The 25874-nt window shown below is 52.6% G+C and carries 31 protein-coding genes; 18 read left to right on the forward strand and 13 right to left on the reverse strand.

The window, feature by feature from the left end; translation table 11 throughout:
* The first annotated feature begins 70 nt into the window (after nucleotides 1-70).
* Nucleotides 71-1297: an exonuclease subunit SbcD gene (sbcD, locus tag BTJ39_RS18950; RefSeq protein ID WP_078004286.1), complete on the forward strand. Its 1227-nt coding sequence runs from the start codon at nucleotides 71-73 to the stop codon at nucleotides 1295-1297.
* Nucleotides 1294-4959 carry an SbcC/MukB-like Walker B domain-containing protein gene (locus tag BTJ39_RS18955; RefSeq protein ID WP_078004287.1) on the forward strand — a complete coding sequence of 1222 codons (3666 nt, stop codon included), beginning with the start codon at nucleotides 1294-1296 and terminating at the stop codon, nucleotides 4957-4959. Before sbcD ends, BTJ39_RS18955 begins: the two co-directional genes overlap by 4 nt.
* A 45-nt stretch (nucleotides 4960-5004) precedes the next feature.
* Here BTJ39_RS18955 and BTJ39_RS18960 read toward each other — a convergent pair whose 3' ends face one another.
* Genes BTJ39_RS18960 through BTJ39_RS18970 form a run of 3 tightly spaced genes read right to left on the reverse strand, consistent with a single transcriptional unit; the run spans nucleotide 5005 to nucleotide 6700 of the window.
* Entirely contained in the window at nucleotides 5005-5649 is a 645-nt protein-coding gene (locus BTJ39_RS18960; protein WP_078004288.1) for a DUF799 domain-containing protein, read from the reverse strand.
* Nucleotides 5649-5999 (reverse strand): DUF4810 domain-containing protein, encoded by a 351-nt coding sequence (locus BTJ39_RS18965; RefSeq protein WP_078004289.1) that lies wholly within the window; start codon nucleotides 5997-5999, stop codon nucleotides 5649-5651. Before BTJ39_RS18965 ends, BTJ39_RS18960 begins: the two co-directional genes overlap by 1 nt.
* 14 nt (nucleotides 6000-6013) lie before the next feature.
* The gene (locus BTJ39_RS18970; RefSeq protein ID WP_078004290.1) at nucleotides 6014-6700 is read right to left on the reverse strand and encodes a CsgG/HfaB family protein; all 687 of its coding nucleotides are present in this window, start codon (nucleotides 6698-6700) and stop codon (nucleotides 6014-6016) included.
* Between the two features lie 151 nt (nucleotides 6701-6851).
* On the opposite strand from BTJ39_RS18970, the gene BTJ39_RS18975 reads away from it, so the two are divergent.
* Nucleotides 6852-7244 (forward strand): hypothetical protein, encoded by a 393-nt coding sequence (locus BTJ39_RS18975; protein WP_078004291.1) that lies wholly within the window; start codon nucleotides 6852-6854, stop codon nucleotides 7242-7244.
* A gap of 149 nt (nucleotides 7245-7393) precedes the next feature.
* Nucleotides 7394-8305, forward strand: coding sequence for a recombination-associated protein RdgC (gene rdgC / locus BTJ39_RS18980; RefSeq protein WP_078004292.1), 912 nt, complete (start codon nucleotides 7394-7396; stop codon nucleotides 8303-8305).
* A gap of 36 nt (nucleotides 8306-8341) precedes the next feature.
* On the opposite strand, the gene ppnP is transcribed toward rdgC, so the two are convergent.
* Nucleotides 8342-8626 (reverse strand): pyrimidine/purine nucleoside phosphorylase, encoded by a 285-nt coding sequence (gene ppnP, locus BTJ39_RS18985; protein WP_078004293.1) that lies wholly within the window; start codon nucleotides 8624-8626, stop codon nucleotides 8342-8344.
* 207 nt (nucleotides 8627-8833) lie between these two features.
* On the opposite strand from ppnP, the gene BTJ39_RS18990 reads away from it, so the two are divergent.
* Both BTJ39_RS18990 and BTJ39_RS18995 read left to right on the forward strand, forming a co-directional pair.
* A complete protein-coding gene (locus BTJ39_RS18990) occupies nucleotides 8834-9502 on the forward strand; it encodes a MarC family NAAT transporter (RefSeq protein WP_078004294.1) in 669 nt (222 codons plus the stop codon).
* A gap of 175 nt (nucleotides 9503-9677) precedes the next feature.
* A complete protein-coding gene (locus tag BTJ39_RS18995) occupies nucleotides 9678-9962 on the forward strand; it encodes a hypothetical protein (protein ID WP_078004295.1) in 285 nt (94 codons plus the stop codon).
* A gap of 188 nt (nucleotides 9963-10150) precedes the next feature.
* Here BTJ39_RS18995 and BTJ39_RS19000 read toward each other — a convergent pair whose 3' ends face one another.
* Together BTJ39_RS19000 and copM are read right to left on the reverse strand one after the other, a co-directional pair.
* Nucleotides 10151-10450 carry an I78 family peptidase inhibitor gene (locus BTJ39_RS19000; protein WP_078004296.1) on the reverse strand — a complete coding sequence of 100 codons (300 nt, stop codon included), beginning with the start codon at nucleotides 10448-10450 and terminating at the stop codon, nucleotides 10151-10153.
* Between the two features lie 278 nt (nucleotides 10451-10728).
* Nucleotides 10729-11082, reverse strand: a complete 354-nt coding sequence (gene copM, locus BTJ39_RS19005; protein ID WP_078004297.1) for a CopM family metallochaperone — start codon at nucleotides 11080-11082, stop codon at nucleotides 10729-10731.
* 550 nt (nucleotides 11083-11632) lie between these two features.
* Between copM and BTJ39_RS19010 the strand changes: the two genes are divergently transcribed.
* Nucleotides 11633-12646 carry an acyltransferase gene (locus BTJ39_RS19010; RefSeq protein WP_241825944.1) on the forward strand — a complete coding sequence of 338 codons (1014 nt, stop codon included), beginning with the start codon at nucleotides 11633-11635 and terminating at the stop codon, nucleotides 12644-12646.
* Between the two features lie 110 nt (nucleotides 12647-12756).
* Here the strand turns inward: BTJ39_RS19010 and BTJ39_RS19015 are convergent, their stop codons facing one another.
* Both BTJ39_RS19015 and BTJ39_RS19020 read right to left on the reverse strand, forming a co-directional pair.
* Nucleotides 12757-12987 carry a hypothetical protein gene (locus BTJ39_RS19015; RefSeq protein ID WP_078004298.1) on the reverse strand — a complete coding sequence of 77 codons (231 nt, stop codon included), beginning with the start codon at nucleotides 12985-12987 and terminating at the stop codon, nucleotides 12757-12759.
* Nucleotides 12988-13123: 136 nt separating this feature from the next.
* Nucleotides 13124-13690 (reverse strand): class I SAM-dependent methyltransferase, encoded by a 567-nt coding sequence (locus tag BTJ39_RS19020; RefSeq protein WP_176110375.1) that lies wholly within the window; start codon nucleotides 13688-13690, stop codon nucleotides 13124-13126.
* Between the two features lie 659 nt (nucleotides 13691-14349).
* On the opposite strand from BTJ39_RS19020, the gene BTJ39_RS24915 reads away from it, so the two are divergent.
* Entirely contained in the window at nucleotides 14350-14520 is a 171-nt protein-coding gene (locus BTJ39_RS24915) for a hypothetical protein (RefSeq protein WP_096777765.1), read from the forward strand.
* 19 nt (nucleotides 14521-14539) lie between these two features.
* Here the strand turns inward: BTJ39_RS24915 and BTJ39_RS19025 are convergent, their stop codons facing one another.
* Nucleotides 14540-14959 (reverse strand): hypothetical protein, encoded by a 420-nt coding sequence (locus BTJ39_RS19025; protein WP_139356382.1) that lies wholly within the window; start codon nucleotides 14957-14959, stop codon nucleotides 14540-14542.
* 89 nt (nucleotides 14960-15048) lie between these two features.
* On the opposite strand from BTJ39_RS19025, the gene BTJ39_RS19030 reads away from it, so the two are divergent.
* The 7 genes from BTJ39_RS19030 (at nucleotide 15049) to BTJ39_RS19060 (ending at nucleotide 20224) form a co-directional block, all read left to right on the forward strand.
* A complete protein-coding gene (locus tag BTJ39_RS19030) occupies nucleotides 15049-15684 on the forward strand; it encodes a LexA family protein (RefSeq protein WP_078004300.1) in 636 nt (211 codons plus the stop codon).
* Between the two features lie 178 nt (nucleotides 15685-15862).
* The gene (locus BTJ39_RS19035) at nucleotides 15863-16042 is read left to right on the forward strand and encodes a hypothetical protein (RefSeq protein ID WP_078004301.1); all 180 of its coding nucleotides are present in this window, start codon (nucleotides 15863-15865) and stop codon (nucleotides 16040-16042) included.
* A gap of 59 nt (nucleotides 16043-16101) precedes the next feature.
* On the forward strand, nucleotides 16102-16308 hold the full coding sequence (locus BTJ39_RS19040) for a hypothetical protein (RefSeq protein WP_078004302.1): 207 nt from the start codon (nucleotides 16102-16104) through the stop codon (nucleotides 16306-16308).
* 90 nt (nucleotides 16309-16398) lie between these two features.
* The gene (locus tag BTJ39_RS19045; RefSeq protein WP_078004303.1) at nucleotides 16399-16623 is read left to right on the forward strand and encodes a hypothetical protein; all 225 of its coding nucleotides are present in this window, start codon (nucleotides 16399-16401) and stop codon (nucleotides 16621-16623) included.
* A 280-nt stretch (nucleotides 16624-16903) separates the two neighbouring features.
* The gene (locus tag BTJ39_RS19050) at nucleotides 16904-17236 is read left to right on the forward strand and encodes a SymE family type I addiction module toxin (RefSeq protein WP_078004304.1); all 333 of its coding nucleotides are present in this window, start codon (nucleotides 16904-16906) and stop codon (nucleotides 17234-17236) included.
* Between the two features lie 27 nt (nucleotides 17237-17263).
* Complete coding sequence (gene dld, locus BTJ39_RS19055) at nucleotides 17264-18967, forward strand: D-lactate dehydrogenase (RefSeq protein WP_078004305.1); 1704 nt, start codon at nucleotides 17264-17266, stop codon at nucleotides 18965-18967.
* Nucleotides 18968-18988: 21 nt separating this feature from the next.
* Nucleotides 18989-20224: an MFS transporter gene (locus tag BTJ39_RS19060; protein ID WP_078004306.1), complete on the forward strand. Its 1236-nt coding sequence runs from the start codon at nucleotides 18989-18991 to the stop codon at nucleotides 20222-20224.
* Nucleotides 20225-20236: 12 nt separating this feature from the next.
* On the opposite strand, the gene BTJ39_RS19065 is transcribed toward BTJ39_RS19060, so the two are convergent.
* Nucleotides 20237-21157 carry a LysR family transcriptional regulator gene (locus tag BTJ39_RS19065; RefSeq protein ID WP_078004307.1) on the reverse strand — a complete coding sequence of 307 codons (921 nt, stop codon included), beginning with the start codon at nucleotides 21155-21157 and terminating at the stop codon, nucleotides 20237-20239.
* A 123-nt stretch (nucleotides 21158-21280) separates the two neighbouring features.
* Between BTJ39_RS19065 and BTJ39_RS19070 the strand changes: the two genes are divergently transcribed.
* Both BTJ39_RS19070 and BTJ39_RS19075 read left to right on the forward strand, forming a co-directional pair.
* Entirely contained in the window at nucleotides 21281-21913 is a 633-nt protein-coding gene (locus BTJ39_RS19070; RefSeq protein ID WP_078004308.1) for a pyridoxamine 5'-phosphate oxidase family protein, read from the forward strand.
* Nucleotides 21910-22764, forward strand: coding sequence for an alpha/beta fold hydrolase (locus tag BTJ39_RS19075; RefSeq protein ID WP_078004309.1), 855 nt, complete (start codon nucleotides 21910-21912; stop codon nucleotides 22762-22764). Before BTJ39_RS19070 ends, BTJ39_RS19075 begins: the two co-directional genes overlap by 4 nt.
* 384 nt (nucleotides 22765-23148) lie before the next feature.
* On the opposite strand, the gene BTJ39_RS24650 is transcribed toward BTJ39_RS19075, so the two are convergent.
* Nucleotides 23149-23355, reverse strand: coding sequence for a hypothetical protein (locus tag BTJ39_RS24650; RefSeq protein WP_139356383.1), 207 nt, complete (start codon nucleotides 23353-23355; stop codon nucleotides 23149-23151).
* Nucleotides 23356-23425: 70 nt separating this feature from the next.
* On the opposite strand from BTJ39_RS24650, the gene BTJ39_RS25455 reads away from it, so the two are divergent.
* On the forward strand, nucleotides 23426-23686 hold the full coding sequence (locus BTJ39_RS25455) for a helix-turn-helix domain-containing protein (protein WP_078004311.1): 261 nt from the start codon (nucleotides 23426-23428) through the stop codon (nucleotides 23684-23686).
* An 835-nt stretch (nucleotides 23687-24521) separates the two neighbouring features.
* Here the strand turns inward: BTJ39_RS25455 and BTJ39_RS19095 are convergent.
* Nucleotides 24522-25250, reverse strand: a complete 729-nt coding sequence (locus BTJ39_RS19095; RefSeq protein WP_078004313.1) for a YoaK family protein — start codon at nucleotides 25248-25250, stop codon at nucleotides 24522-24524.
* 135 nt (nucleotides 25251-25385) lie between these two features.
* Entirely contained in the window at nucleotides 25386-25826 is a 441-nt protein-coding gene (locus BTJ39_RS19100; protein WP_078004314.1) for an Ivy family c-type lysozyme inhibitor, read from the reverse strand.
* Nucleotides 25827-25874: the final 48 nt, after the last annotated feature.

Consider the following 25874-nt stretch of genomic DNA (forward strand, 5'->3'; position numbering starts at 1 on the left):
ACGCCGGCGCGCTGCCGCTTTAAAAACAAATTGCGTATAATCAACGCTCTTTAGCCAGAGAGGTAGACCAATGCGCATTATTCATACGTCTGACTGGCACTTAGGCCAGTTTTTCTACACCAAAAGTCGCGCGGCGGAACATCAGGATTTTCTCAACTGGCTGTATCAGCAAATCACGGCCCATCAGGTTGATGCACTTATCGTCGCCGGCGACATTTTCGATACCGGCTCGCCGCCCAGCTATGCCCGCGAAATCTATAACCGGTTTGTGGTGCAGCTGCAAAGTAGCGGCTGCCAGATGATCGTGCTGGGCGGAAACCACGATTCCGTCGCGACGCTGAATGAATCACGCGAACTGCTGGCCTGCCTGAATACCCAGGTTATCGCCAGCGCCAGCGAAAATCCGCAGCAGCAGGTTCTGCTGCTCAACGATCGTCATGGCAAGCCAGGGGCGCTGCTCTGCGCCATCCCCTTTCTGCGTCCGCGCGACATCTTGCGTAGCGAGGCCGGACAAAACGCGCAGCAAAAACAACAGTCGCTGCTGGAGGCCATCACCGCCCATTATCAGCAGTGCTACCAACATGCGCTGGCCCGCCGCACTGAAGAGCAGCTGAACGTACCGATTATTGCCACCGGTCACCTGACCGCGCTTGGCGTCAGCAAAAGTGAAGCGGTGCGCGACATCTACATCGGAACGCTGGATGCATTTCCAGCCCAGGCGTTTCCCGCCGCGGATTATATTGCGCTGGGGCACATTCATCGCCCGCAGAAAATAAATGGTCAGTCCCATATTCGCTACAGCGGCTCCCCCATTGCATTAAGTTTTGATGAGCTCGGCAGCGAAAAAAGCGTCTGCATGGTGGACTTCGAGCACGACCAGCTCAGCGCGCTTGAGCTGCTTACCATCCCCTGCTTTCAACCCATGCGGATGATTAAAGGGTCGCAGAAGGAAATTGAAGATCAGCTGGCGGCCCTGGTGGTGCCGGAGGGAAATAAACCCGTCTGGCTGGATATTGAAATCGCCAGCCAGGATTACCTCAGCGACATTCAGCAGCGTATTCAGGCCATCACCGCCGATCTGCCGGTGGAGGTTCTGCTGATTCGCCGCAGCCGCGAACAGCGTGAGAACACTATTGCCCGCCAGCATAACGAAACGCTGGCCGAACTCAGCGTCGAAGACGTCTTCGCCCGCCGCCTGACCGGCGAACCCGAGGAAGGGACGGAAAGCGCCGGGCGTCTTACCGAACTGTTTAATCAGGTAGTTGCCGACGTCCGCGAACAGGGGATCGTAGAATGAAAATCATCACCCTGCGATTTAAAAATCTCAATTCGCTGCGCGGAGAATGGCGGATTGACTTCTCAACCGGCCCTTTCGCCAGTAACGGTCTGTTTGCCATCACCGGTCCCACCGGCGCCGGAAAAACTACCTTGCTGGATGCTATCTGCCTGGCGCTGTATCACGCCACGCCGCGCCTCGGCGGACTGTCGCAGACGCAAAACGATCTGATGACCCGCAATACGGCGGAATGCCTGGCTGAAGTGGAATTTGAGGTGAAAGGCGAACGCTGGCGCGCCTTCTGGGGACAAAACCGGGCGCGCGGCGCGGCCGACGGTAACCTGCAGCCGCCACGGGTGGAGCTGGTGCGCTGCTCGGATAACCAAATCGTTGCCGATAAGGTCAACGATAAAAAGCTGATGTTAGAGAAGCTCACCGGCCTCGACTTTGCCCGATTTACCCGTTCGATGATGCTATCGCAGGGGCAGTTTGCCGCCTTTTTAAATGCCGATGCCAAAGACCGCGCAGAATTACTCGAACAGCTTACCGGCACCGAAATATATGGCCAGATTTCCGCCCGGGTTTATGAACAGCATAAAAATGCGCGCAGCGAACTTGAGCTGCTAAAAACCGAGGCCGGCGCGATGGAACTGTTGGATAACGATGCACGCGAGGCATTGTTAGCTCAGCAGCAACAGCTGCTGGCTGCGGAGCAAGTGCTCACCCAGCAATATGAGCAGCGCCAACAGCAAAGCCGCTGGCTGGAACAAAGTATCAGCCTTGAGGAACAGCTGCGGCAGGCGCAAAGTCGTCAGCAAAATCTGCACGCGCAGTGGCAGGCAACACAGCCTGAACGAGACCGACTGACGCAGGCCGCACCGGCAGAGGCCCTGCGTCCGCTATGGACGCAAAAGCGCCAGCTGCAGCAGGATCGACTGACCCTCGCTGAGCAAAGTAAGCAGTTACTTTCACAACTGGAAGAGGCTGATAAAGCCCTGGGTAACGCCGCCGTGGCTTTTCAACAAGCCGGTGACCAACATCAGCAGCTGGAACAGCAGATTAATCAGCAGGAAATCTTGCTCAATGAGCAGGTTATTCCGCTCGATCACCAGCTGGCGACGTTAAGCCAGCAGCAACAGGAACTGGCGCGCGACCAGGCCACTCAGCAGCAGGCGCTGCAAACGCGTCGTGGGCAGCACCAACAGCTACAGTCTGATATCACGGCGCTGCAACATCAGCAGCAGCAACAGCGACAGTGGCAAAAAGAGCAGCTGAAAGTGGCAAGCTGGGGTCCGGAGCTCGCCGGCTGGCGCCAGCAGCTGCGTCATTTACAGCAGCAGCATCAGCAGTCAGAGCAGCTCGCTCACCAGCAACGGCTGGCAGCGGGCGAGCAGCAGCAATTAGAGCAGCAAATCAGCCAGCAAAGTCAGCGCATGGAACCGCTACAAAAGCGTGAAGCACAGGCGAGTATTCACTGCCAGGCAGCAGAGCAGGCGCTTACTTCACTGCGGCAACAGCATGATGAGCAAACCCGTCGGGATGATCTTAACCTGCTCGCCAGCCAGCGCCCCGCGCGGCAAAAACTGCTGCTGCTGGACTCACAAGCACAGCCGCTGATCCGACGCCAGCAGGCGCTGCATCAGAGCGCAGCGCAACAGCAGAGCGCGCTCGCTGAAAAACAGCAGGAAACGCAAACGCTGCGCCAGCGCTATGAAGCAAAGCAACAGCAAGTCAGCGCGGTGGAAAAACAGCAGGCCCTTGAGCTGCGAATCATTGAACTGGAGGCCGAGCGCGAGCGACTGGTTGCCGGCGAACCCTGCCCGCTATGCGGCTCCTGCCAACATCCCGCCGTCGAGTCATACCGCGAGCTGGTCGCCGATGACACCGCCAGTTGCTTGTTAGCGCTGCGATCTGAGTTGACCCGTCTGGCACAGCAGGAAAGCGTCAGCAGCGAACAGCTTAAGACGCTGGAAAAACAGCATCAGCAGGATAGCCGGGAGGCGGAAGAGATCGCCCGTCAGCTTGTGGATCTGACAACTGAGTGGCAGCGCTGCTGCGCCGAACTACCGCTCAGTTTGCCGCTGGCGCAATCAGAAGCGCTGGCCGACTGGCAGCTGCAGCAGGAAGGGCAGGAAGGAGAGTGCCGGCAGATTTTGCAGCAGTTTGAGGAGGCCGAACGCAGCTGGCACCGGGCCCGTGAGGACTATCAGCAGCAGCAGCAACAGCTTATGCAGGCGGGTCAACAGCACCAGATGCTGCTGCAACGCCAGCAAACGCAGGCAGAACAGCTTATTGCCCTCGACGACCGGCTGGGCGCTCAGCAGCAGGCCTACCAGCAACAGCTGCAGGACTGGCAGAACACCCTGAACGACAGCGGGCTGTCGCTGCCGGTGGACGACTGGCAGTCCTGGCTGGAGGCGTGCGAGCAGCGGTGGCAGCAATGGCAGCATAACGAACGGGCGCTCAATGAGAATATACGTCAGCTGGGCGAATATCAGGTACGTGAGCAGGTGCTTACTACGGATTGTGAAGAGAAGGCCGCGCGCCTGCAGCAGCTGCAACAGCAGTCCGATGCCTTGCAGCAGCGCCACCAGCAAAGCGCTCTCCAGCGCCGGGCGCTGTTTGGCGACAGGCTGCCGTCACAGGCGCGCAGTCAGTGGCAGCAGCAGCGTCAGCAGAGCGAAAGCCTGCGCGCTGAGCGACAGACAAACTGGCAGCAAGCGGAAAAGCAGCGCAACACCCTGGATGGCCAGTACCAAACGCTTAGCGCCCAGCTTCAGCAGGTTAACCAGCGCGCAACGACGCTGGAAAGTGAGTTCACCCTCGCCCTTCAGCATGCGGACTTCAGCAGCGAGCAGCAGTACCTGGATGCGCTGTTAGAACCGGCGGAGCAGCAGCGCTTGCAAACCAGCCAGCAACAGCTGGATCACCATCTTCAGCAGCAAAAAGCGCTGCTGGCTCAGGCACTGCTGGCGCAGGAGCAACATCAGGCGCGCAGGCCGGAGACGCTAACCTCAACGCCGGAATTGCTGCCGTCAGAACTGGAATCCCTGCGCCAGCAGCTGCGGGAGAATGCGCTGCACCAGGGCGAAGTCACTCAGCAGCTCACCAGCGATGCGCGTCGACGTACACAGCAGCAGGCTGTTTTACAGCGCATAGCCGCCGATGAACAGCGATTAACTGACTGGAGCCGGCTGAACCAGCTCATCGGTTCGCAAACCGGCGATCGCTTTCGCCGCTTTGCGCAGGGGCTGACGCTTGACCATCTGGTATGGCTGGCGAATAACCAGCTGATTCGCCTGCACGGCCGCTATATGCTGCAACGCAAAAACAGCGAGGCGCTGGAGCTTCAGGTGATTGATACCTGGCAGGCAGATGCCTTGCGCGATACCCGTACCCTTTCCGGCGGCGAGAGCTTTTTGGTCAGCCTCGCGCTGGCGCTGGCGCTATCAGACCTGGTGAGTCATAAAACGCGCATTGAGTCACTGTTTCTTGATGAAGGATTCGGCACTCTCGACGCCGAAACGCTGGATATCGCGCTGGATGCCCTGGATGCCCTGAACGCCAGCGGCAAAACTATCGGGGTGATTAGCCACGTGGAGGCAATGAAGGAGAGGATCCCGGTACAGATTAAAGTCCGCAAGCAAAACGGATTGGGCTACAGCAAGCTGGAACTGCCTTAAAAACAAAGCGGGCGCCGCGGCGCCCGCTTTGCTTCGCGCATTTAGTTAGCCGCCGGAGAGATGACGGCGCGGACCGGGAAGCAATCCGCCCTGGTCATTCGTCGCAAACAATAAATCGGCAGCCCGCAAGGCTATCTTATGACTCTCGTCAGTAATATTATTGGCGACATGTTTTACCACCGCGCCAACCACGATGCCCAGCAGGCTGTTGTTGCTGTTATTATTCTGATCGGAGGCGAAACTTGTTCCCTGCCACAGGGTTGAGCCATTGCGCAGATCGACCAGCTTAGCCGACGCAGCAACCTCCGTCATACTGTCGACAACGCGATATTTTGAACCGTACTGGCTAACATCAATATAGAGGACCGCGTCTGCGTTAAATATATCCCGCAGTTTTGCCAGGCTAACGGTTCGCACATCGTGAGCGTTGGTCAGGCCGTTATGTTTAAACGTTTCATCGACCACCGCCACCGGGAATACATAATAACCGGCTTCGGCCAGCGGTTTGGTGACACCGGAAATAAAACTATTAGCGGCATTAATATCTGGCGTACTGTTTTCCGCAGGCAATACCAGAATAGATGCCGGCTTGCTGGCACGGAACGCGGTATAATCATAAGATTTATGTTTAGCGCAGCCACTTAATAATAATGCCCCACACAGAGTTAACAAAAATATAAACTGGCTCATTACACACCTCCTTTATGATTGCGCATCAGAAAATCCATATAGTGCGCTGATTCCGGATAAGCTAACTTCTCTGCGGAAAATTGCTCAAAGGCTCTATCTCGCCGTCCGCTTTCGGCATAAAGCATGCCCAGCTGAGCGTGCAGACCCGGCGCCGGAATTTTATTTTTAGCTTTTGACTCTTCCAGCACTTTATTTAGCATTTCAATCTGCTTATCTGCGCTACCATCATGTTTGTAATAGCTATACAGCGCCGCTTGATATTCTCCCCAGTGATATTGCGTGGTGTTTTTCGCCGCGCAGGCGGCCAGCATCAATGGCAGCACTGCCAGCGTTATTTTTCTTAATTCCATTTTAATTTTCCCTGTTATTTCCCTGGGGTTTTCGGCTGCCATGCGCCGGAGTCCATCGCAGTAACCAACTGCTCCACAGCCTGGCGAATAGCAAGGTCTAATACCTTACCATTCAACGTGGAGTCATAGCCTGAGGTTCCGCCAAAACCAATAATCTCGCGGTTAGAGAGCTGATATTCACCGGCGCCCTGAGCTGAATAAACCACCTCTGAGGTGTTGACATCAACAATATTAAGATTAACTTTGGCATAGGCTATCTGCGTTTTCCCCCGACCAAGAATACCGAATAGCGCCTGGTCGCCAATTTCTTTTCTGCCAAATTCAGTCACATCGCCAGTAACAATATAATCAGCGCCTTTAATACGTTGCGAACTATTTGCGTAACCGGCTTCAGCTTTAATTTCAGCCATATTGCCACGATCGAGAACGTTAAAACGCCCGGTTTGCTGAAAATAAGTAATAAGGATAGTTTTTGACTGATTACCAAGCCGATCGACACCGTCAGAAAAAATACCGGTCATGTACGTCGAGCGATTATCAAATTTACCGACGGCAATTTGATGCTGTACGCCCTGCCAGGCAGATTGACTTACAGGGGCGAGCCGGACAGTTTCAATTGAACGCGATGATTCAGTTGCGCAAGCGCTAAGCAGCCCGCCGCTCAGCAGGATTAAACTAATGCGTATTAATTGCGGTTTCATTTCAGTTCCCTGAATATTAAATAAAGCGAATGGATTCCATATCCGCAGGGGATTATATAGGTAACAATCTCATTTTCATAGTTAAGGCTGTTAACTTTAAATTAACTCGCTAAACTGGAAGCCGATATTATGAAATAAGTAAGGGTACAAAATGCGCTATGCGGCTCGGTTTATCTCGCTATTTGTGCTGATGCTGTTAAGCGCCTGCCAGCAACAAGAAAAACCACAATCAACCAACCAACTGCCTGATTTTGCGGCACAGTGTCAAAATCAGCAGGCAAAAAACCAGCGCAACTGCCAGTTTCTGCGCGAAATGACATGGCGTACCCGGCAAAACTTCCGCCGCAGTGACCACGACGCGGGACTGCAATGCGAGGTCACCATTATCTGGGACGACGGTCATCAGCGTTATAACGTGTTGGCAACCAGAGGCGATGAACGCGTTTGTTTAAAAGCCTGGCAGACTATTGGGGCCACGCCCGATCTGCCGCCGCCGCCGCCGGACCTCAAGGGCCAGCTGATGCTTAATTTCACCCCGGGGTGATACGCCACCTGGCGCGTTCAGCCCTTTTCTTGCTACCCATTTTAGCCGGCGCGGCGCAAAGGCGATGAAACCCGCCCGCCGATTCGCTATTATGCGCGCTTACTGTAAACGCTGCGCGCCGCTATTGCGCGCCGAAGAAGGAACGCACAATGCTGTGGTTTAAAAATATGATGGTGTATCGGCTGAATCGCGATATCCCCTTATCGGCGGAAGAGATAGAAAAGCAGCTGGCCGCCTTCACGTTCAGCCCTTGCGGCAGCCAGGATATGTCAAAGACCGGCTGGGTTGCGCCAATGGGCTCCCGCAGCGACGCTCTGACCCACGTTAATAATAATCAGATCCTGATTTGCGCGCGCAAAGAGGAAAAAATCCTGCCTGCGCCGGTGGTAAAACAAGCGCTGGAAGCCAAAATTGAAAAACTGGAAGCCGAGCAGCAGCGTAAGCTGAAAAAGACCGAAAAAGACGCACTGAAAGATGAAGTGCTGCACAGCCTGCTACCGCGCGCGTTCAGTCGCTTCAGTCAGACCTACCTGTGGATTGACGGTGAAAATAATCTGATTGCCATCGACTGCGCCAGCGCCAAAAAAGCAGAGGATACCCTGGCGCTGCTGCGTAAAAGCCTCGGCTCGCTGCCGGTAGTTCCCCTTACGCTTGAAAGCCCAATTGAACTGACGCTGACCGAATGGGTTCGCTCCGGAGAGCTGCCGGCCGGTTTCACGCTGATGGACGAGGCGGAACTCAAGGCCCTGCTGGAAGACGGCGGCGTGATCCGCTGCAAAAAACAGCAGCTGGTGTGTGATGAAATCGCCCATCATATCGAAGCGGGCAAGTTAGTGACTAAACTTGCTCTGGACTGGCAGGAACGCATTCAGCTGGTGCTGTCCGATGATGCATCGATTAAGCGACTGAAATTTGCCGATACCCTGCGCGATCAGAACGATGACATCGATCGCGATGACGTCGCACAGCGCTTTGACGCGGATTTCATTTTGATGAGCGGCGAACTGGCAGCATTGATTGCCAACCTGGTGGAAGCGCTGGGAGGAGAAGCCCAACGCTAAGTAAAAAAGGCGGTTCGCCGCCTTTTTATAACCCGATTACAGATAACGACAGAGATAAGCGCTCGGTTCTGCAATCTGTAAATGAAACTCACTGTGCCCCGGCACGACAAATTTCTCTCCGGCCGAGTAGACCTTCCATTCGGTCTCTCCCGGCAGCAGCACGTTCATCGCCCCGCTGACTACCGTCATCTCTTCCTTCTGGCCAGTGCCGAAGGCATACTCACCTTCCGCCATAACGCCGATGCTGGCGCGACCGGTGCTGGCGCTGTCAAAACCAATTGATTTAACCTTACCGTCAAAATACTCATTCACATTGAGCATAACATCCCCTGAATCCGTTGCAGTCAGACTGGCAGTGTAGAGTTATTCTCCCACGGCTGTCACGAAAATTTCCCTACGCGGGCTACGTTGCCGTCAGCGCGAGGTAAATTAGCCGTTTTAGGCTATAACAAGTTGTATTATTTCCCTTAAACTTGCGCCCTTAACGCTGGCAGGAAACCGGTATAGTGCATCAATAAGTCAGGAGTAATAATGGAATTATTAAAAGCGATTGGGCTCGGACTCATCGTATTGCTGCCGCTGGCCAATCCCCTTACTACCGTCGCCCTGTTTTTTGGCCTCGCCGGAGACATGAATTTCAGCGAGCGCAATCGCCAGGCGCTGCAGGCCTCTGTCTACGTGTTCATCATCATGGCGGTGGCTTTTTATGCCGGCAATATCGTGATGGATACCTTTGGCATCTCGATTCCCGGCTTGCGTATTGCAGGCGGACTCATCGTGGTGTTTCTTGGCTTTCGCATGCTGTTTCCGCCTCATCAGGCAGGACGAACTCTGGAAGCAGAGCATAAAAAGAACGAGATGAACGAGCAAAAGTCGGTTAGCATCGCCTTTGTGCCGCTGGCAATGCCCGGTACCGCCGGACCCGGTACTATCGCCATGATAATCAGCACCGCCTCAACCTTTCACGACAACAACACCTTCCCGCAATGGGTACTGATGGCGGCCCCGCCGCTGACCTTTTTATGCATCAGCGTTCTTTTATGGCTATGCCTGCGCAGCTCCGGGGCGATTATCCGCCTGGTAGGCAAAGGCGGCATTGAAGCGATATCACGACTAATGGGCTTCTTGCTGGTGTGTATGGGCGTGCAGTTTGTCATTAATGGTATTGAGGAAGTGGTGGCTAACTTTCCTCATTAAAAAAATTGTGCTGAGCCGCTGGCATTTATCCAACGGCAATCTACAGTAAATAGAGTTACCCCTTGCCATAATTCAGTGACGGGTCGCGCCGGATTGGATGCGACTCAACTCCTTAACGTTTTCTTGATTCCGTAGCGACAAGCGCTGCGGTTTTTTGCGTTGCCGGAGATCGAATATGAGTAGACGAAGTATCAGTGCAGGGCGCGCAATCACCGATTATTTTAATAGCAATGCCTGGCATGCTCCGCAGGAAAGTGACCTGCTGGCGGCGTTAATGACCGAGATGATGCGACAAAGCGAATCTGCGATAAATAGCCTGCTGATTGAACGCATTGCCGCACAGCTAAATGAAGAGCCGGACGACGCCATGCGGCAAACCTATTGCATGGTTCTGGCCAGGGTCAGCGCCAGCCATAAAAAACAGCGCTCCGCATCCGCGCCTGAAGCGTCGGGCTATTAGCGGAAACCCGCTAAGCCAGCAGATAAAAAAAACCCGCACGAAGCGGGAATAAGACGAGCATTGCATATCTTTAGATGAAAGTGACGAGGAAATCACTTTTGTGTGCATTGCTAAACTAGCGGCTACGCATTGCAGCAGTGTGACAATCCCCAATATTTACATCCGCTATGCCGGAATTCTGTCGTTGCTCATCCGCAATAAACACGGGCGATCTTGCCATCGCTGTCGCCAAGGAAATTCAGACGCTGTAGGTTAAAATCCATGGTAACCGCGGAGTTATAAGGAATAGCGCGAACCGGCGTGCTAAAACGCAGCGAGCTGACGGATTCAAGAGGTTTGCCGAGATAGTTTTGATACTGCGACGCGCCGCAGCGATCCGCAGCGGGGTCCACCGACGCGACGCCTTTATCCGTCCCCTTATGTCCGGACTGGCAGCCAGCCAGCAGCAGCATGATTACCGGCAGCGCAATTTTTCCATGAAATTTCATTAATTAACTCCTGAAGTAAATTTATTGCTCCGATGAGGTTAGCAGATTGCTAAGCAGGGGGAAAAGGAGCACGGGATGTTTTCAGCCTGAACTGCGACGGAATTATGGCACACTGATCCAGACAACGCGCAGGCGCCAGCCCGACTCACCGTTTGCGCATGGCTAATCTCTGTCGCCTTGCCAGAAGCGCTTTTCGGGCTTACACCGCATGCAAACAACTCAATGGAGAATAATCTGTTTCCCGACGCCGCGATGCTCTGGTACGTATTCTGGCGTACTTAATGCGTATCAGGATGCGCTTTCAGCCATTTGTCCATCTGGGCGATTTCTTTTTGCTGGGCGGCGATAATCGATTTTGCCAGCGCGCGCATCTCGGGATCCTTGCCGTACTGTAATTCCGTTTTAGCCATCTCAATCGCCCCCTGATGATGCGCACGCATGCCCTTAGCAAAGGCAACATCGGGATTGTGGCTACTCATCGCTGACATCATGTCGTGATGCATTTTGTCCATCCCCGCCTGGTATGCCTGCTGTGCGCTAGTGGGGGCAGGCTGATGGGACGACATATCCATCTGCGGACTGGCAAAGGCCACCGCCGGCAGGCAGCCAATCAAAAACAGCAACTTATTCATATGCATTACCTCCTGTGCAAAAAAGCAGGATAAAGCCTGCCCCTGCTGTAAGGTCAAGGCCTCTCACCCAGATACTTCGCCAGCGTATAAATCAATTTGCGTTAATTTCATTTTTAACAAAAAGTGCTTAAAACCTGTACATAAAAAATGAAAACTTGTACACCAATAGAAATACAATTACAGTTTGCATCGTAACGAATTATGCATTTGCATCGCCTCCGGAAGTGTTGCTGGGTTTCCACTTCCAGAGGCATTTTTTTCTCCATCCTCTGCCTGATCAGGCAAATACGTACAGCTTATAGCCGCTAAAATCTGTACACATCCGGTACAACTGCGCTTACCCTGACCTCTATGACTAACAAAAAATCTCTGTCTCGCAGCGACTTTGCTGGCGAATTTATCGCCCATTACGCCTTCTCTCGCGCATAAAAGCAGCGGCGTAAGCGTAATTTTAATCTCTCTGATTCGTCATCCGCTCGGATTATGGTAGTTTGATGGATATTTTGCTGCCGCTGCTGGCAGATTGTCGGGACGACACGGGAGTCTGCGGTTGAAAAATACCAACCTGAAGTTCATTACATTGCTGGCTACATTTTTCGTTACGCTGCTTAGCACCGCAGCGATTCCGTTCAGCTATTTTCACCTCGCCTGGTCAGTTTCTGTGGCCTATGAAGCTATTGGACGCATGGCCTATCCGCTGTTTCTGCTGGTGGCGGGCTATATTTCGCTGAATAAAGATGAGTCGCTGCTCAGCACGCTGAAAAGCCGGGTAATGAACTTACTGATCCCCCTGGTTATCTGGTCAGTGGTCTACCTGCTTTATGACCGCTTCATCAACGGCAACGATCGCCCGGTCAGTTTGCTCAGCCTGCTTAGCCGCCCGGCTTATTCGCATTTATGGTTTATTTACACCATGATATTGCTTTATCTGGTAACGCCACTGCTTAATACGTTTATTCAAAACGGGAGTCGCCAGCGGCTGAATTACATTCTGGTACTGTGGTTCGTCATGGCATCAGTGTATATGCTGTTTGATAACATCAAAGAAAACCTGCTACTGGGTCATGGCATTCCTCATCCCAGCAATATTGACCAGGTCGTCTATCTTTCCGGATATTACATTATGGGCGGAGTCATTCGCCGCTTTAAAATCACGCCTAAGGTCCCAATCTCAGCCATTATTTTTATTCTTAGCGCCGTACTGACGGCGGTACTGACCTATTCTTTATCGATAAGCACGTTCTCACCGAACCAAATCTTTCTTTACTACTCAGCCCCTACCCTGGTCATTGTTTCAGTGTCATTCTTTTTTATGCTGCTGTGCGCAAAGATTAATTTTTCGAATACTCAACAGCAAATCATCAGTACGTTATCTATGTACAGTACGGGTATTTTCTTTATTCACCTGCTGATACTGCAAAGCCTGCTGCGCTATTTCAACATCGACTTTGAGGGCCACTACTCAACCCTGACTATTCCGGCAATAGCGCTGCTGGTGTATGGAATCTCAGCCGCAATAGTCGCGCTGCTGCACCTGATTCCAGGGTTACGCAGGGTTGTGTAGATATCTTATTGCGATGAAAATAAAGCCAGTCGCCTGCGGAGCTTCACGCTACGGCGACTGGCCAAACTTTTCAATAAAATCAGTATAAAAATGGAGTTAAATCAGCATGCTTAGCATCTTGCATGTGAAAGAGATCGCGGCTGACTTAATGCACGGCGGGCAATCCAATAGAGCAGTACACGCTCATCATCACGGTCATTATCGGCCATCGACAACAGCTTAAGCGAAAGCGTTGCTCTATTGACCGGCTGACCTGTCATTGATAGATCCATTACAGCTTTACCGATAATGCTGCAAACTTCCTCTTCGTTGGATACGGGTACTTCTGTCTCAGTCGCCATTTTGCCCTCCACGGTTAAAACTTAAGCATAGCAAAAATTGTGAAGTTTCCAGGCTGAGAACCATATAATGACATTTTGAAACATTTTATCTATTTTATCGTCATTAATACCGTTAGCCGACAGCGTTATTGGCGACTCAAATCGCAGCCTGCATACTGTGGCAACGATATACGAGTGCCGGAGGAAAGTTGCATATTACACGCGCACGCGTCCAGTTAAAATATTGCGAGAGCAGAGATTCAGAAAGTGCAGTGTATTGAAATTGAATAAAAATACCGCCAGGATTCAGCGCAGCGCAAGCCCGCTGCAAAATATGGTGGCGAGTTGATTCTGGTAAAGATAGCAGCGGCAATCCCGAAAAAATAACATCATAGCCAGGTTCAATATTTTCCGCCGAATCAATGAGGATCGTCAGGCGCTCATCGCCGAACGCCGAGAGCTTGTCATAAAAACGCGGATTAGTTTCAAACGCAGAAAGTGACGCGTTGGCGTGCATACGCTCAAGCAAATGGCGGGTCAGAACGCCATCTCCGGCCCCCAGTTCAGCGATCGAGCGCGCAGTTTGCCAGTCAACGGCATCAGACATGGTTTTACACAGAGAGCGGGAAGAAGGGGCGATAGTGCCTGTCGAACGCGGATCGGAAATAAACTCCTGCAGATAACCCGTTTTATTTTTGATATAGGAAAAAGCAGACAACAACATGGTTAAAGCTCCCGTTATATGACTTCGACAGTAGGCCATAAATCGCTTAAGAAGTTCTTAAATTATCCACGCTGCGGTTAAAACCAGGAATAATCGCATTTTGGGCCGCGTCTGGCACATTTATTTTTTCATTTTGATAAATTTTGTTACCTGAATACATTCAATGGCAGCATCAGGATTCTTCCGTACCATCAGATGTACGCCGCGCATGCTGAATGATAAAGCGTAAGCGTCAATGAAATTAAACGTTAGCCTTCAGAAACAGGGCCTGATTAATATGCGCATCCTGACGTTGCAGCAATTAATTTAACCAGGCTGGCTGACCGGCGCATTATTCAACCAGCAGGTCAGATTGAGCCAGAACTTCCGCTATGTAATCACCTGACGCCAAAATTGCGCTACAGATTCGTCTGCCCCCTTCACATCGGATAAATCAACGCAAATTTATCCGCCCGCTGCTCAGAGGCGCGCCACCCTGTGCGGATTGTGCGGTTTTAAACGTATTTCATCTGCTTTAGCCAACGTTTAATGAATAGCGCGTTATCATAAGCGCGGATCACATTAATTTTCCATTAAGTACAGGCTGATACAGACGGCAGCCGTCTGGCTTATCACCTATACTTAGAGACATCAGGCCTTGCTGTTTTAAGGAGAGCATCATGCTAATTGGTTTTGTTTTACTGGTGAGCGCCTGCGGTCACGATGCCTGCGAAGCACTGCCGGTATCAGAACATATCTTTCCCACCCGCATCGCCTGCGAGCAAATGGCGGCACGGGTCCATCAGCGCCGCCCGAATGTCGTATTACTTTGCGGCGAAGTTTACAGGTGAACATGGCGCCAGCGAATGCTCACGGCAGGCAGCGATCTATCATCTCACCGGCCACGGTGGAGTTATCAGCTACGGCTGGCGCCCACCTCTGAGAGCCGGGCTTGTAATGATAAAAATCCTCCGTGGCCTGAAAAGAAACAGAGGATTCGGCCGCGCTGATGCGAGCCGCCAGTAAATAGCAAATATCGCCCTCAAATAGCGTATCAGGCGCGCGCGCTCTCCCCCTTCTTACGCTCAGCCTTAGCCGGCAAAAATTCCCTCCCATCAGCTGCCGGCGCAGCCGTGGCGTTAATCCGGTTACCGAACAGTTCAAGATCCGCGCCTCGCCATCAGCCGACGTGATACGACAAAGCTGAGTCAGCGAAGGGGGCAACAGCAGGCCTGAGCCTGTCTGAGCTAATAATGTCAGCGACCAGTGTGCGGGCAATTGAGCAAGCATCGTCACCTCCAGTTTGTCAGTGAACACATATTGTGTTTTAATCAAAGCACAATCACGCACCAGGATCAACACGAATTGTGATAAATAAAATGCATCCATCAGAAGATATCGCCGCGCGCATCAGGCAGCTAAGGGAAGCGCAGGGGCTTTCGCAACGGGCGCTGGCGGAACGCTGCGGCTGGAGTGCCCAGTCGAGAATAGGAAACTATGAATCACGCCTGCGCAATGTCAGCGTTGAAGATGCAGAAATCCTGGCTAATGCGCTGGGCGTTAGCACGGCCTGGCTGCTGCTGGGGGAGGATTTTGCCGGCACTTACCGCCCCGGCGATCGCTATCCCCTGCTCAGCTGGGTCAGCGCCGGCATATGGAGTGAAGCCATTGAACCCTACAGCCTGCAGGATGTTGATGAATGGTATGAATCGGAAACCAAAGTGCTGGGTCCGGCATTCTGGCTGCGCGTAGAGGGGGATTCAATGACCGCCCCCTCCGGCCTGAGTATTCCGGAGGGCACCCTGGTGCTGGTTGACACCGGCCGTCAGGCGGTGAATGGCAGTCTGGTCATCGCCAAGCTGATTGATGCTAATGAAGCGACGTTCAAAAAACTGATCATTGATGGTGGCATTAAATACCTTAAAGGGCTTAATCCCACCTGGCCGATGAAAGAGCTGGATGCAAACTGCCGTATTATTGGCGTCGCGGTTCAGACCATGATGAAACTGGTATAACCCCCCTTTCCTGCCGGCAACGCTGCCGATTAAACACCTTCCGTGAGCAAATTAATCACATTTAGTGTTGACACCACAAACACTAAATGTGATCATTTCTTTCAGCTTCAGCCCACCGCTCTTTAATAATTCCGCCGCTATGCCGAAAGGTGTTGCCTGTTTTAAACGGAGGTTTGCCGTGAATGTCAAAAACCGCTGTAAACAACGTCGTCTGGCCCGACGCCAGGCCGAACGCGCTGCCCGTCAGGCGGCGCGACAATTTGAACAAAAGCTCAATTCAGCGCTTAGCGGCGGCTGCCCTCCGCGCGTCATCAAAGCGTTAGCGCGCTCGATGGCCGCCGCAGACACGCAATCCTGACATTTTCCATCAAGCTCACCGCGTCCTCAGGGCGCGGTTTACACTCCTGGAGAAAAAATATGTGTGCCGATCACAATGATATGGCTTCCACAGTGGAAGAATTAGACCGTCAGGTTGCCCTGGCGAATCGCTCTCGTCCCAACATGCCTTTTACCGGCAGGTGTTACTGGTGTAATGAAAAAATCTGTCGCGGTAACTTTTGCGATCGCGGCTGCTGCGAAGACTTCCTGCGTCGTCGCTATGCCAACAGCCAGCGCGTACATTAATTTTTCCTCAACGCAAAAGATTTGCCGCCTCCTGCCGATAATTAACTCAGCATCCTCGAAGGCTGGGGAGATCGTTATCGCGGAGAAATTATGTCGAGTGAAAAGCTGGCGGCGCATATTATTGCCCATGAAATTTTACTGAAATCGGTACTGAATGCTGTACCAAAAGCTTATCTGCAGCTGATAGCCAGCGAGGCGGGAACCCAGTTTTCTCTTTATCAACGTGGTGCAGCCAGCCGAGACGATGAAGCGCAAAACCGAGTTCAGGAAGCCAGGCAGATCGTCAGCCGACTTCTGGGTAAACAGATCGATTAAACATTGAGTTGGCTTATTCTCGCTCAATCGATATCGATAGCGTTATCTCCTCTGCCATCCCTATGACTCTCCTGCTTTACCTTCAGCAAGGTATGGTGATGACTGCGATAGCCAGCAGCGGGGGGTTTATTGTCAGCGAGTTCGTCTCTGGTTCGCCTCTCTCCAGCCTTGCGAGCCAGCCCGCAAATAGCTAATTTTCTATGGCTGTCTGACGTTTAATCTTTCTGAGCTGGTTACACTGACGTGGTTATATTTGCGTTTAGTGAACAGGGAATATCAGATGCCAGGCAGACAGAAACCTCGTCAATGCAGCGCCCGCAACGCGACACCCGCGCCACAAACCCGTCTTCTGCACGTAGGCTATCTGCCTAATCAGGGAAAAGGCGCGGCGAAACCACAAATCAAACTGGCCGGTAACTGGCTGGCCGGCTTTGGCTTTCTGCCGGGCAAAGCCGTACGGGTGGAAGCGCAGGCTGGCAGGTTGGTGATTACGCTACAAGAGGGTCAGGAAAATACCCCCCCGCCCTCTTCACATCTGACACCCTACTCCTGTAGTGTTGAGATACTGCGTTTCGGCCGTATCATCCAGCACCCCTTGCTGGTGTTATCCTAACTCTATTTTGTTCAGGAGCCTTTAATCGTGGGAAGTACCGTCAGTCAGCCGCAAGTCATTCTGCGCCTCCAGCAAATTATCCCCGCTTCCCACCTGCTTGTTCGTGAAGATGATAAGGCATGGTATACCAAAGGATTTCGGGTAGGCCGGGGGAAAGCGCTGGCCGTTGCGTTGCCGCAGACGCTACTGCAACTCTGGCAGGTGCTGAAAATTTGCGTAGAAACCGACACCATTATTCTGATGCAAGCCTCGAATACCGGCGTTACCGGCGGCTCAACGCCAGATGGCGATGACTATGACAGGGAGCTGGTGGTCGTCAGCACGCGCCTGCTCAAAGGGGTACATATCATCGACGAGGCCCGCCAGGTCATTGCGCTGCCGGGCAGTACGCTTACCGAGCTGGAAAATGCACTGCGTCCGCATCATAAAGAGCCGCACTCGGTGATTGGCTCATCCTGCATTGGCGCTTCCGTCGTCGGTGGCGTTTGTAATAATTCCGGCGGCTCGTTGATCCGTCGCGGCCCGGCGTTTACCGAAAAATCGCTGTTTGCGCAGATAACCGCCAACGGCGAGCTGCAGCTGGTCAATCATCTGGGAATTGATCTTGGTGACACGCCAGAAGAGATGATCCGCCGCATTGAGCAGCAGGATTATACCACCGGGCATCAGCAGGACTGGCAGGGGAAAATCTGGGCTGATGACTATGCCGACATCCTGCGCGACGTCGATGCCGACAGCCCGGCGCGCTACAACGGCAATACCAGCTATCTGCATGACAGCGCCGGCTGTGCGGGAAAGCTCGCGGTTTTCGCCGTCCGGCTGGCGACCTTTGACGCCTGTGAAAGCACCGATACCATTTATATCGGCACCCACGATGAAAGCGAACTGGTCGCCCTGCGGCGCTTTCTACTGGAGAAGCTCAGTTCGCTGCCGCTGCAGGCCGAATATATTCATCGAAATGCGTTTGACCTGACCATTCGCTACGCAAAGCATATGTACCGGGCTATCGACAGATTCGGCCCTGAAGCATTGCCGACGCTGTTGGCGCGCAAAGCCCGCTGGGATGTCCGGGTAAAAAATTTACGCATCCTGCCCCACAATGCGGTTGATCGCATGCTGCAAATGGTCAATCGCCTTACCCCTAAAGCGGTTGCGCCCCGCCTTCTGCAGTGGCGCAATCGCTTTGAGCATCACCTGATGATTAAATGCGATGCCCGGGATACGGCCGAGCTTGAATCGCTGGTCAGTACCTTCTTCACCCAGCGTCAGGGGGACTGGTTCCGCTGCGACAGCCGCGAGCAAAAAGACGCTTTTTTAATTCGCTTCGGCGTTGGCGGCTGTACCATTTGCTACTGCGACTATTTTGCTATGGATACCAATCAACGGCTGGTGGCTTTTGACGTGGCGCTGCGTCGTAATGACGCTGACTGGCGCATTAAACTGCCGGCTCATCTGGCAGATCAGGTACTCGAAGAGTCCTGCTGCGGCCATTTCTTCTGCTTTGTGAATCATCAGGATTATATTTTGCGACCGGGCGTCGATGCGAAGAAGTTTAAAGACGAGGTGATTGCCTGTATCGAGGCTCGCGGCGCACGCTACCCGGCCGAGCACAACGTCGGCCACCTTTACCACGCAACGGGTGAGCACGAACAGCATCTGCGTCAGCTTGATCCAACCAACAGCTATAATCCCGGCATTGGCAAAACCAGCAAGCGCAAATTCTGGCAATAAGCAGACTGACGGAAAAACATCATGCTATGGTCCTCCCCGGAGACTAAAAAAGACAGGACAGCGCCGCCGCTGTCATCGAATGCGATTGAAACGCAAGGCTTTCTGACGAAAATTGTTGCTGCCGTAGCGATCTCCCATGGCTGCAACGATATGATCCAGGCCACGCTGCCGGCGATTTATCCGCTGCTAAAAGCGGAATTCGCCCTCTCTTATACTCAGATCGGGCTGATTGCGCTGGTGTATCAGATAACCGCCTCGTTATTGCAGCCGTGGGTTGGTTTATATACCGATAAGCATCCCATGCCTTTCCTGCTTCCCGCCGGCATGGGCGTAACGCTTACAGGGATCGGCCTGATGTCGGTTGCCGGTAATTTTATGATAATTTTGCTGGCATCGGCGCTGATTGGCGTGGGTTCCTCAACCTTCCACCCCGAAGCATCACGCGTGGCCCGGATGGCCTCGGGAGGTCGCTTCGGCACCGCGCAGTCCGCTTTTCAGGTAGGGGGCAATACGGGAACGGCCTTTGGCCCCATTCTGGCTGCGCTATTAATTCTTCCGCACGGTCAGCTTTCCGTGGCCTGGCTAATGGTCATCGCGCTACTGGCGATCATCGTTCTTTCGCGGGTTAGCGCCTGGACGATTACCCACGGCCACACGCAGATGAAAAGGCACAGCACGACGCTACAGCCACTGGCGCGCAAACAGGTGATACTGGCGTTAGGCGTTATCGGCGTGCTGCTGTTAGCAAAATTCACCTATATCGCCTCAATCAGCAACTATTACACCTTCTATCTGATACAGCATTTCAGCCTGCCGCTGGAACAGGCGCAATACTGCCTGTTTGCTTTTCTTGCCGCCGTAGCCATCGGGACGTTTGTCGGCGGTCCGGTGGGCGATCGCATCGGTCGCAAGGCCGTTATCTGGATCTCCTTTTTAGGCGTAATTCCCTTCTCTTTGCTGCTGCCCCATAGCAACCTTTTCTGGACAATAATCCTGACTGTCGCCATTGGCCTGATTCTGTCATCAGCCTTCGCTGCTTTAGTGGTTTATGCCCAGGAGATCGTGCCAGGGCGCACCGGAATGGTTTCCGGCATTATGTTTGGCACCATGTTCGGCATCGGCGGCATCGCCGCCGCCGCGCTGGGTAAGCTGGCTGATTTATACGGTATTGCCGCCGTATACAGCGCCTGCGCTTTCCTGCCGCTGCTGGGTCTGGCCACGCTGTTCATGCCGCAGACGCACCGTAAAGCTGGCTAGCACGGCAGGCGTCTAATCCGCCCTGCCGACGATACGCCTCAACTGCTCACGCAGCTGAGGCGCGGCGAAGTCGAGAAAGCGCCGCATTTTAAGCGGCATCTGCCCGCGTGAAGCGTGGATAAGATGAACCGGCACGATTTCCGGTTCGTACTGTGCCAGTAGCATATTCAGCTCCCCGCGTCCGACAGCATCAACCACCTGATAATGCAGCAATCGCGCTACACCAACGCCGCGTATCGCGGCCTGCACCGCCACCTCGGTGGTGGTCACCGTCAGCCGTGACTGAATGGCAATCTCCAGCGGCTGGTTGTTCTGCGGGTGGCGATAGCGCCAGCAATAGGTAGGCATCGGCGCTTCAAGCGTGATGCAAGGCAGGCTCGCCAGATCCTCCGGGCTGTTTACCTGACCATAGCGCGCAATCAGTCCCGGACTGGCGCAGGTAACGGTGCGCATTGAGCCAACCGAGGTGGCAATCATCGAACTGTCCGGCAGCCTGCCGATGCGTACGGCCATATCAACGTGGTCATTCACCAAATCGACATTGCGGTCAGATAACAATAACCTGACGCTGATTTCAGGAAACTGTTCCAGAAAATCCACCACCAGCGGCAGCACGTGCAGCCGCCCGAACATCACCGGCGCGGTAATCACCAGCTCGCCTTTCGGCGCGACAAACTCCCCTGATGCCTGGCGCTCGGCTTCTGTCACCTGCTCCAGAATGCGCCGCGCAGCCTCAATGTAAGACACGCCAGCATCGGTCAGCGTCAGCTTGCGCGTTGTACGGATCAGCAAGCGTGTACCCAGTAAGCTTTCCAGATCGGAAATCTTTCGGCTGAGCGTAGCCAGCGGCACCTGCAGCGTACGACTGGCCGCCGACAGGCTGCCGTGTTCGGTTACGGCTATCAGCATTGACATCGCTTCAAGACGGTCCATCTATTCTTCCATTTATTGAGAATAAGATTCTTAATTTTAGTGGATTATAAATATAAATGGAAAGCAGCATAATCTCCCCATCGCGCTGAGCAGCGTGTGTTTATGTCTCAGGGGAGGTTAAAAATGTCTTTTGATTTTCTTGATATCGCCATCACACCCGAGGTGCGCGCCGCGCAGGCCGCAATGGGTAGCGAGCTTCTCTGGCAGCATCGACCAAAGCCGACAGAAACCGCGCGTTTTAGCGCAGCCGAAGACTCTTTCATTGCCAGGCGCGACAGTTTTTATATTGCCACGATTTCGCAAACTGGCTGGCCTTATGTTCAGCACCGGGGCGGTCCGCCGGGCTTTCTGAAGCTGATTGACCCGCATACGCTGGCTTTTGCCGACTATCGGGGAAATCGTCAGTACATCACCACCGGTAACCTTTCCTCCAGCAAGCGTGCCTGCCTGATACTGGTGGATTATCCACGTCGCACCCGACTCAAAATTTATGCCCACGTCGAAACGCTGGCGCTTGATGACGAGCCAGCGCTACTTGAACAGGTCAGCGACAGCGGTTATCGGGCTAAACCTGAACGGCTTTTCCGTTTACATCTGGACGCATTCGACTGGAATTGCCCCCAGCATATTACCCCACGCTACAGCGCGCAGGAGATAACCAACGTTATCCAGCCGCTGCGCGATCGGCTGGCACAGCTTGAAACCGAAAATGCCGGGCTGCGCGCCCGTCTGACTAACCAAGGAGCATCATTATGAGCACCACTTTTTACCGTAACGCCGACGTTGACGGCTTTAAAATCTTCTATCGTGAAGCTGGCGATGTGCAGAAACCCACGCTGCTTTTGCTACATGGATTTCCCACCTCCAGCCATATGTTTCGCGATTTGATCCCGCATCTGAGCGCGCATTTTCATCTGGTCGCGCCCGATCTGCCCGGCTTCGGCCTGTCAGCGCTACCACCGCGCGAGCAATTCACTTACAGTTTTGAAAACCTTGCTAACGTCATCGCGCGCTTTACTGAAATTATTGGCATCAAGAAATATGCTATCTACGTGTTTGACTACGGCGCCCCGGTTGGATTCCGGCTGGCGCTGGCGCATCCCGAACGCATTACCGGGATCGTCTCGCAAAATGGCAATGCCTATGAAGAGGGTCTGGCCGAGGGTTGGGATCCAATTCAGCGCTACTGGCGCGAACCTACCGATAGCAATCGCCAGGCGATTCGCCAGCTGCTGACGCCGGCGTCTTTCCGCTGGCAGTATGAGCATGGCGTTGCGGATACCAGCGTGATTTCACCCGACGGCAGCGAACTGGACATCTGGTTTATGCAGCGCCCCGGCGCCGACGAGATTCAGCTCGATCTGTTTTTTGATTACGCCAACAACGTCGCTTTGTATCCCGATTTTCAACGTTATTTCCGCGAGTATCAGCCAAAACTGTTAGCCATCTGGGGAAGAAACGATCCCTTTTTCCTGCCAGCCGGAGCCGGGGCTTACAAACGGGATCTGCCGAATGCTGAGGTGCAGATGCTGGAGACCGGGCATTTCGCCCTCGACACGCATGCCGAAACGATCGCGCGGGCCATTATTGACTTTATGGCTGACTAACTAAGATTATCGGCGCTTCAGGCGCCGGTTGTTTATCCTGCGCAGCGTTACATAATATATTCTTTCGTATTCTGTCAGGCAACAAAGCGCCAGCTAAAATGGTTTACCTCGTAAAATAACCGCAAAAAAATCATCTGGCATCAGACGCGTAATTTACTCTTAGGGTGAGTATGAGAAGAAAAAAAATCTTATTAAAACTTATTAACCAGCCATTAATTACGTAATTAAAAATAAATTAAAAAATGCTTGATAACCAATGAACACTTCGTAAATCATTAGCTTCTTTAAAGAAAAGAAATCAACTTCATGATGACGAGCAGGCTTTTAATTTCATTGAAAAAAAACTTCTTTAAAGATGATCTGACTCACCTTATAAACAACCTGTTAACCAGTAAACTTTTCATCGGAAAATTTATTCTCAACAACAGCCAGAACATTCTTTCCGGAAATCTCACGTGGGGAGATGACTATCCGATCCGCCCAACCGGGTAAAGACAGTGAGAAAATCGCCAGGCGGCTGTCAATAACGAGCATACTGGCGAGTAAGCGACCACGATAATCCTTGCCATCTTGTTTATCTTCATTATTCACAGTCCATATAAAACTGGAAATTATCAGCTAAAAAAACACATTTAACAGGAGAGAAAAATAGGGAGAAATAATGTTGTTGGAAGACGAAAGCTTAATAGCAACATCACGAAAGTTAATAGGTAAAGAAATCAGAAAAGCGCGTATGAGAAGGTTCACTGAAACGGAGTTCAGCTCGATTTTAGGCTACAGTCAACAACATATCTCGCGTATAGAAAGAGGCGTGTCACCGGTGAGAATCGACCTTTTCCTCGAGATATGCCTGCTGCTTGAGGTTAGCCCTCATTCTATTATTGAGAAATGTCTCAGCGAAGCCATCTCGTTTACTAAATGACGTTTGTGCAACGCCAGTCGTTGCAGAGTCAGACAAGCCGCTGACAAAAAATACTGCCAGTGGCTTTAACACCTTCAGAAAGCGTTGACTACGGGCCGTTACCGGAGCCGAAGCGCTGGAGCCGCATTGCTTGCTAGCGATCTCATCCGACGGCAGGGCCTTCAGAAACAGCGCGCCCGCCCGGCTTTGAGCAGCGATTTACCGCCGGAATGAATAACTTCAGCACCCCCGGCATGGTAAAACGCCCTGCAAATGACAACAAAAAATAAAGATCAATAATTTCCCAGCCGCATTGTGTACTTACTTTTGCACTTAGGTTTATACATCCTGCTGCAAATCACCAGAAGGAAATATAAAAAAACAGACAAAAACAGTTAGAAAGCACAATAATCTTAAATATATAAATTAAAACTAAAACTTGCTGAACTTCAAAATTAGAACTACTTTAAGAGCATTCCTAATGATTCTCTTTAAACTTTCAGGCAACCCATCATGCCGGTGATAAAATTACACTGCAAGGAGTGCGGCTGTGACCGCTTCAGAGCTGCGACGGATTCATCGCAAGATGACCGTGTGGCGCGCATGTATTGCGAAAAATGCGCCTTGCCGGTGAATATTGAGGACGTGGTCTGGTACAGAGATGACTACGTAGCGCCAGGCACCCTGCCCCGGGAAGATAGCCTTCCCTTCAACGATGGCGTCTATATATTGCCAGGCGCATAAAAAATCCGCAGACGCTGCTTCAGCGCCTGGTGATAACCGCGAGTCGTTTGCCGTTGCATGCTGCGCCCAGGCTCAGCCTGTGCACGAGGCAACGATAACCTTCAGACCCTGCTTAAAGATGATGTAAATGCGCTGGCTTATTCTTCAGTATTGCCGCAGCCGCCAGGTAAATCAGCCCCAGCCCGACCAGTATCAAAAATTTATAGCTGAGCAGATGAAATAGCCAAATTCCGGCAATACCTCCCGCCAGGAATGCGATGATAGTAAAAAAGTGCAGACCCAGCCTTTCAAGGTAAAGCGGAGCATCTTTGGGGGATTCTTTGCGGCGTAACACGTCAAACAGCATAGCCAGCTCAATACCAATATCGGTCGCTGTACCTGAAACATGCGTTGTGCGTACCCGCGCGTTTGAAATACGCGTGACCACGGCATTTTGTATTCCCATCAAAAAGCTCAGGCTCAGGATCAGCACGACCCCAGGCGAAGAGAGCGTCAGCCAGCTCTCCAGCGCGCCGAGAATAATAAGCGCAATGCCCTCAATAAGAATATTAAAAGCATAAATGCTGCGAATCCCCCTGCGTCTACCGGCGTTAATAATAATGGTCGAGCAGGTCGCGCCGGAAATAAACAGACAAACGACCGCCAGAAAGAATACGCCCGCCTGCAGATTCGCTTTGGCAAGATGGTCGGACAGTGAGGAAACGTTTCCGGTCATGTTCGCAGAAAAGAAGCCCACGATCTCAAATGCCGCCGTATTTAGCGCCCCGGCCACAGCGGCTAAAGTACAGGCCAGACGACTATCAGTATTGATAGTCCTGGCCTCATCGGTTCTGATTAACATTGACCAAACTCAGATAAAACGCAGAAGGCCCTATAATCTTCCAGTTTCAGATGCGGTACAAGCAAGGTTGTCGTTTCTCTGCGCGAATTTATCTGATGGTCTTCTGAAGACCTCAAATCGGGGTAACGCCGCCTGTCAGTAATTAAAGCTGTCAGGATGATTCTCAAGGCTGCCAGAAAGACGGGCAAACAGCACGGTGCGAATATCAATCGGCAGTTCCTGCCCGCCATTCAGCCAGCGCAAACTTTGCGTCGCGCTTTCCTCATCAAACTGCGAATAAACTGCGTACCCCTTGTGAGTTTGCGGCGAATAGATCAGCGCAATCTGCTGCGAGGCACAGCTATGCGGCTTGCAGCCGGATAAAACCTGGTATCTGACGCCGGAAAGCACCACTTCGCTGGCCGCAGAGCCGGTACCCCCCTGTTTTACCCAGGCCGGCAGCCCCGCCTGCGCAATCAACGCGCTATAGACTTTTTGCGTCTGCGGCGCCTTGGCAAAATCCGCCAGATAAAGCGCTTTAGCTGATGACAGCAGAGGAAATAACGTCAGTACACTGGCGATAATCAGCTTTTTCATGGATTAATTTCCATTCCGTTGGTGGTCGATAAAATCAATGATGACTGG

Origin of the sequence: Izhakiella australiensis, from assembly GCF_002006995.1 — a bacterium.
Classification (GTDB): Bacteria; Pseudomonadota; Gammaproteobacteria; order Enterobacterales; family Enterobacteriaceae; genus Izhakiella; species Izhakiella australiensis.

Excerpts from the sequence above, each read along its gene's own strand:
- BTJ39_RS19075 (WP_078004309.1), top strand. The coding sequence starts at position 21,910 with ATGAGCACCACTTTTTACCGTAACGCCGACGTTGACGGCTTTAAAATC.
- copM (WP_078004297.1), bottom strand. The coding sequence starts at position 11,082 with ATGAATAAGTTGCTGTTTTTGATTGGCTGCCTGCCGGCGGTGGCCTTT.
- BTJ39_RS18970 (WP_078004290.1), bottom strand. The coding sequence starts at position 6,700 with ATGAAACCGCAATTAATACGCATTAGTTTAATCCTGCTGAGCGGCGGG.
- sbcD (WP_078004286.1), top strand. The coding sequence starts at position 71 with ATGCGCATTATTCATACGTCTGACTGGCACTTAGGCCAGTTTTTCTAC.
- BTJ39_RS19000 (WP_078004296.1), bottom strand. The coding sequence starts at position 10,450 with ATGAAATTTCATGGAAAAATTGCGCTGCCGGTAATCATGCTGCTGCTG.
- ppnP (WP_078004293.1), bottom strand. The coding sequence starts at position 8,626 with ATGCTCAATGTGAATGAGTATTTTGACGGTAAGGTTAAATCAATTGGT.
- BTJ39_RS19095 (WP_078004313.1), bottom strand. The coding sequence starts at position 25,250 with ATGTTAATCAGAACCGATGAGGCCAGGACTATCAATACTGATAGTCGT.
- BTJ39_RS19020 (WP_176110375.1), bottom strand. The coding sequence starts at position 13,690 with ATGTTGTTGTCTGCTTTTTCCTATATCAAAAATAAAACGGGTTATCTG.
- BTJ39_RS24915 (WP_096777765.1), top strand. The coding sequence starts at position 14,350 with ATGCTAATTGGTTTTGTTTTACTGGTGAGCGCCTGCGGTCACGATGCC.
- BTJ39_RS19030 (WP_078004300.1), top strand. The coding sequence starts at position 15,049 with ATGCATCCATCAGAAGATATCGCCGCGCGCATCAGGCAGCTAAGGGAA.
- BTJ39_RS18955 (WP_078004287.1), top strand. The coding sequence starts at position 1,294 with ATGAAAATCATCACCCTGCGATTTAAAAATCTCAATTCGCTGCGCGGA.
- BTJ39_RS19070 (WP_078004308.1), top strand. The coding sequence starts at position 21,281 with ATGTCTTTTGATTTTCTTGATATCGCCATCACACCCGAGGTGCGCGCC.
- BTJ39_RS18965 (WP_078004289.1), bottom strand. The coding sequence starts at position 5,999 with ATGGAATTAAGAAAAATAACGCTGGCAGTGCTGCCATTGATGCTGGCC.
- BTJ39_RS19025 (WP_139356382.1), bottom strand. The coding sequence starts at position 14,959 with ATGCTTGCTCAATTGCCCGCACACTGGTCGCTGACATTATTAGCTCAG.
- BTJ39_RS18975 (WP_078004291.1), top strand. The coding sequence starts at position 6,852 with ATGCGCTATGCGGCTCGGTTTATCTCGCTATTTGTGCTGATGCTGTTA.
- BTJ39_RS19100 (WP_078004314.1), bottom strand. The coding sequence starts at position 25,826 with ATGAAAAAGCTGATTATCGCCAGTGTACTGACGTTATTTCCTCTGCTG.
- BTJ39_RS19045 (WP_078004303.1), top strand. The coding sequence starts at position 16,399 with ATGTCGAGTGAAAAGCTGGCGGCGCATATTATTGCCCATGAAATTTTA.
- BTJ39_RS19015 (WP_078004298.1), bottom strand. The coding sequence starts at position 12,987 with ATGGCGACTGAGACAGAAGTACCCGTATCCAACGAAGAGGAAGTTTGC.
- BTJ39_RS19060 (WP_078004306.1), top strand. The coding sequence starts at position 18,989 with ATGCTATGGTCCTCCCCGGAGACTAAAAAAGACAGGACAGCGCCGCCG.
- BTJ39_RS19040 (WP_078004302.1), top strand. The coding sequence starts at position 16,102 with ATGTGTGCCGATCACAATGATATGGCTTCCACAGTGGAAGAATTAGAC.
- BTJ39_RS25455 (WP_078004311.1), top strand. The coding sequence starts at position 23,426 with ATGTTGTTGGAAGACGAAAGCTTAATAGCAACATCACGAAAGTTAATA.
- BTJ39_RS19050 (WP_078004304.1), top strand. The coding sequence starts at position 16,904 with ATGCCAGGCAGACAGAAACCTCGTCAATGCAGCGCCCGCAACGCGACA.
- BTJ39_RS18960 (WP_078004288.1), bottom strand. The coding sequence starts at position 5,649 with ATGAGCCAGTTTATATTTTTGTTAACTCTGTGTGGGGCATTATTATTA.
- BTJ39_RS18995 (WP_078004295.1), top strand. The coding sequence starts at position 9,678 with ATGAGTAGACGAAGTATCAGTGCAGGGCGCGCAATCACCGATTATTTT.
- rdgC (WP_078004292.1), top strand. The coding sequence starts at position 7,394 with ATGCTGTGGTTTAAAAATATGATGGTGTATCGGCTGAATCGCGATATC.
- BTJ39_RS19065 (WP_078004307.1), bottom strand. The coding sequence starts at position 21,157 with ATGGACCGTCTTGAAGCGATGTCAATGCTGATAGCCGTAACCGAACAC.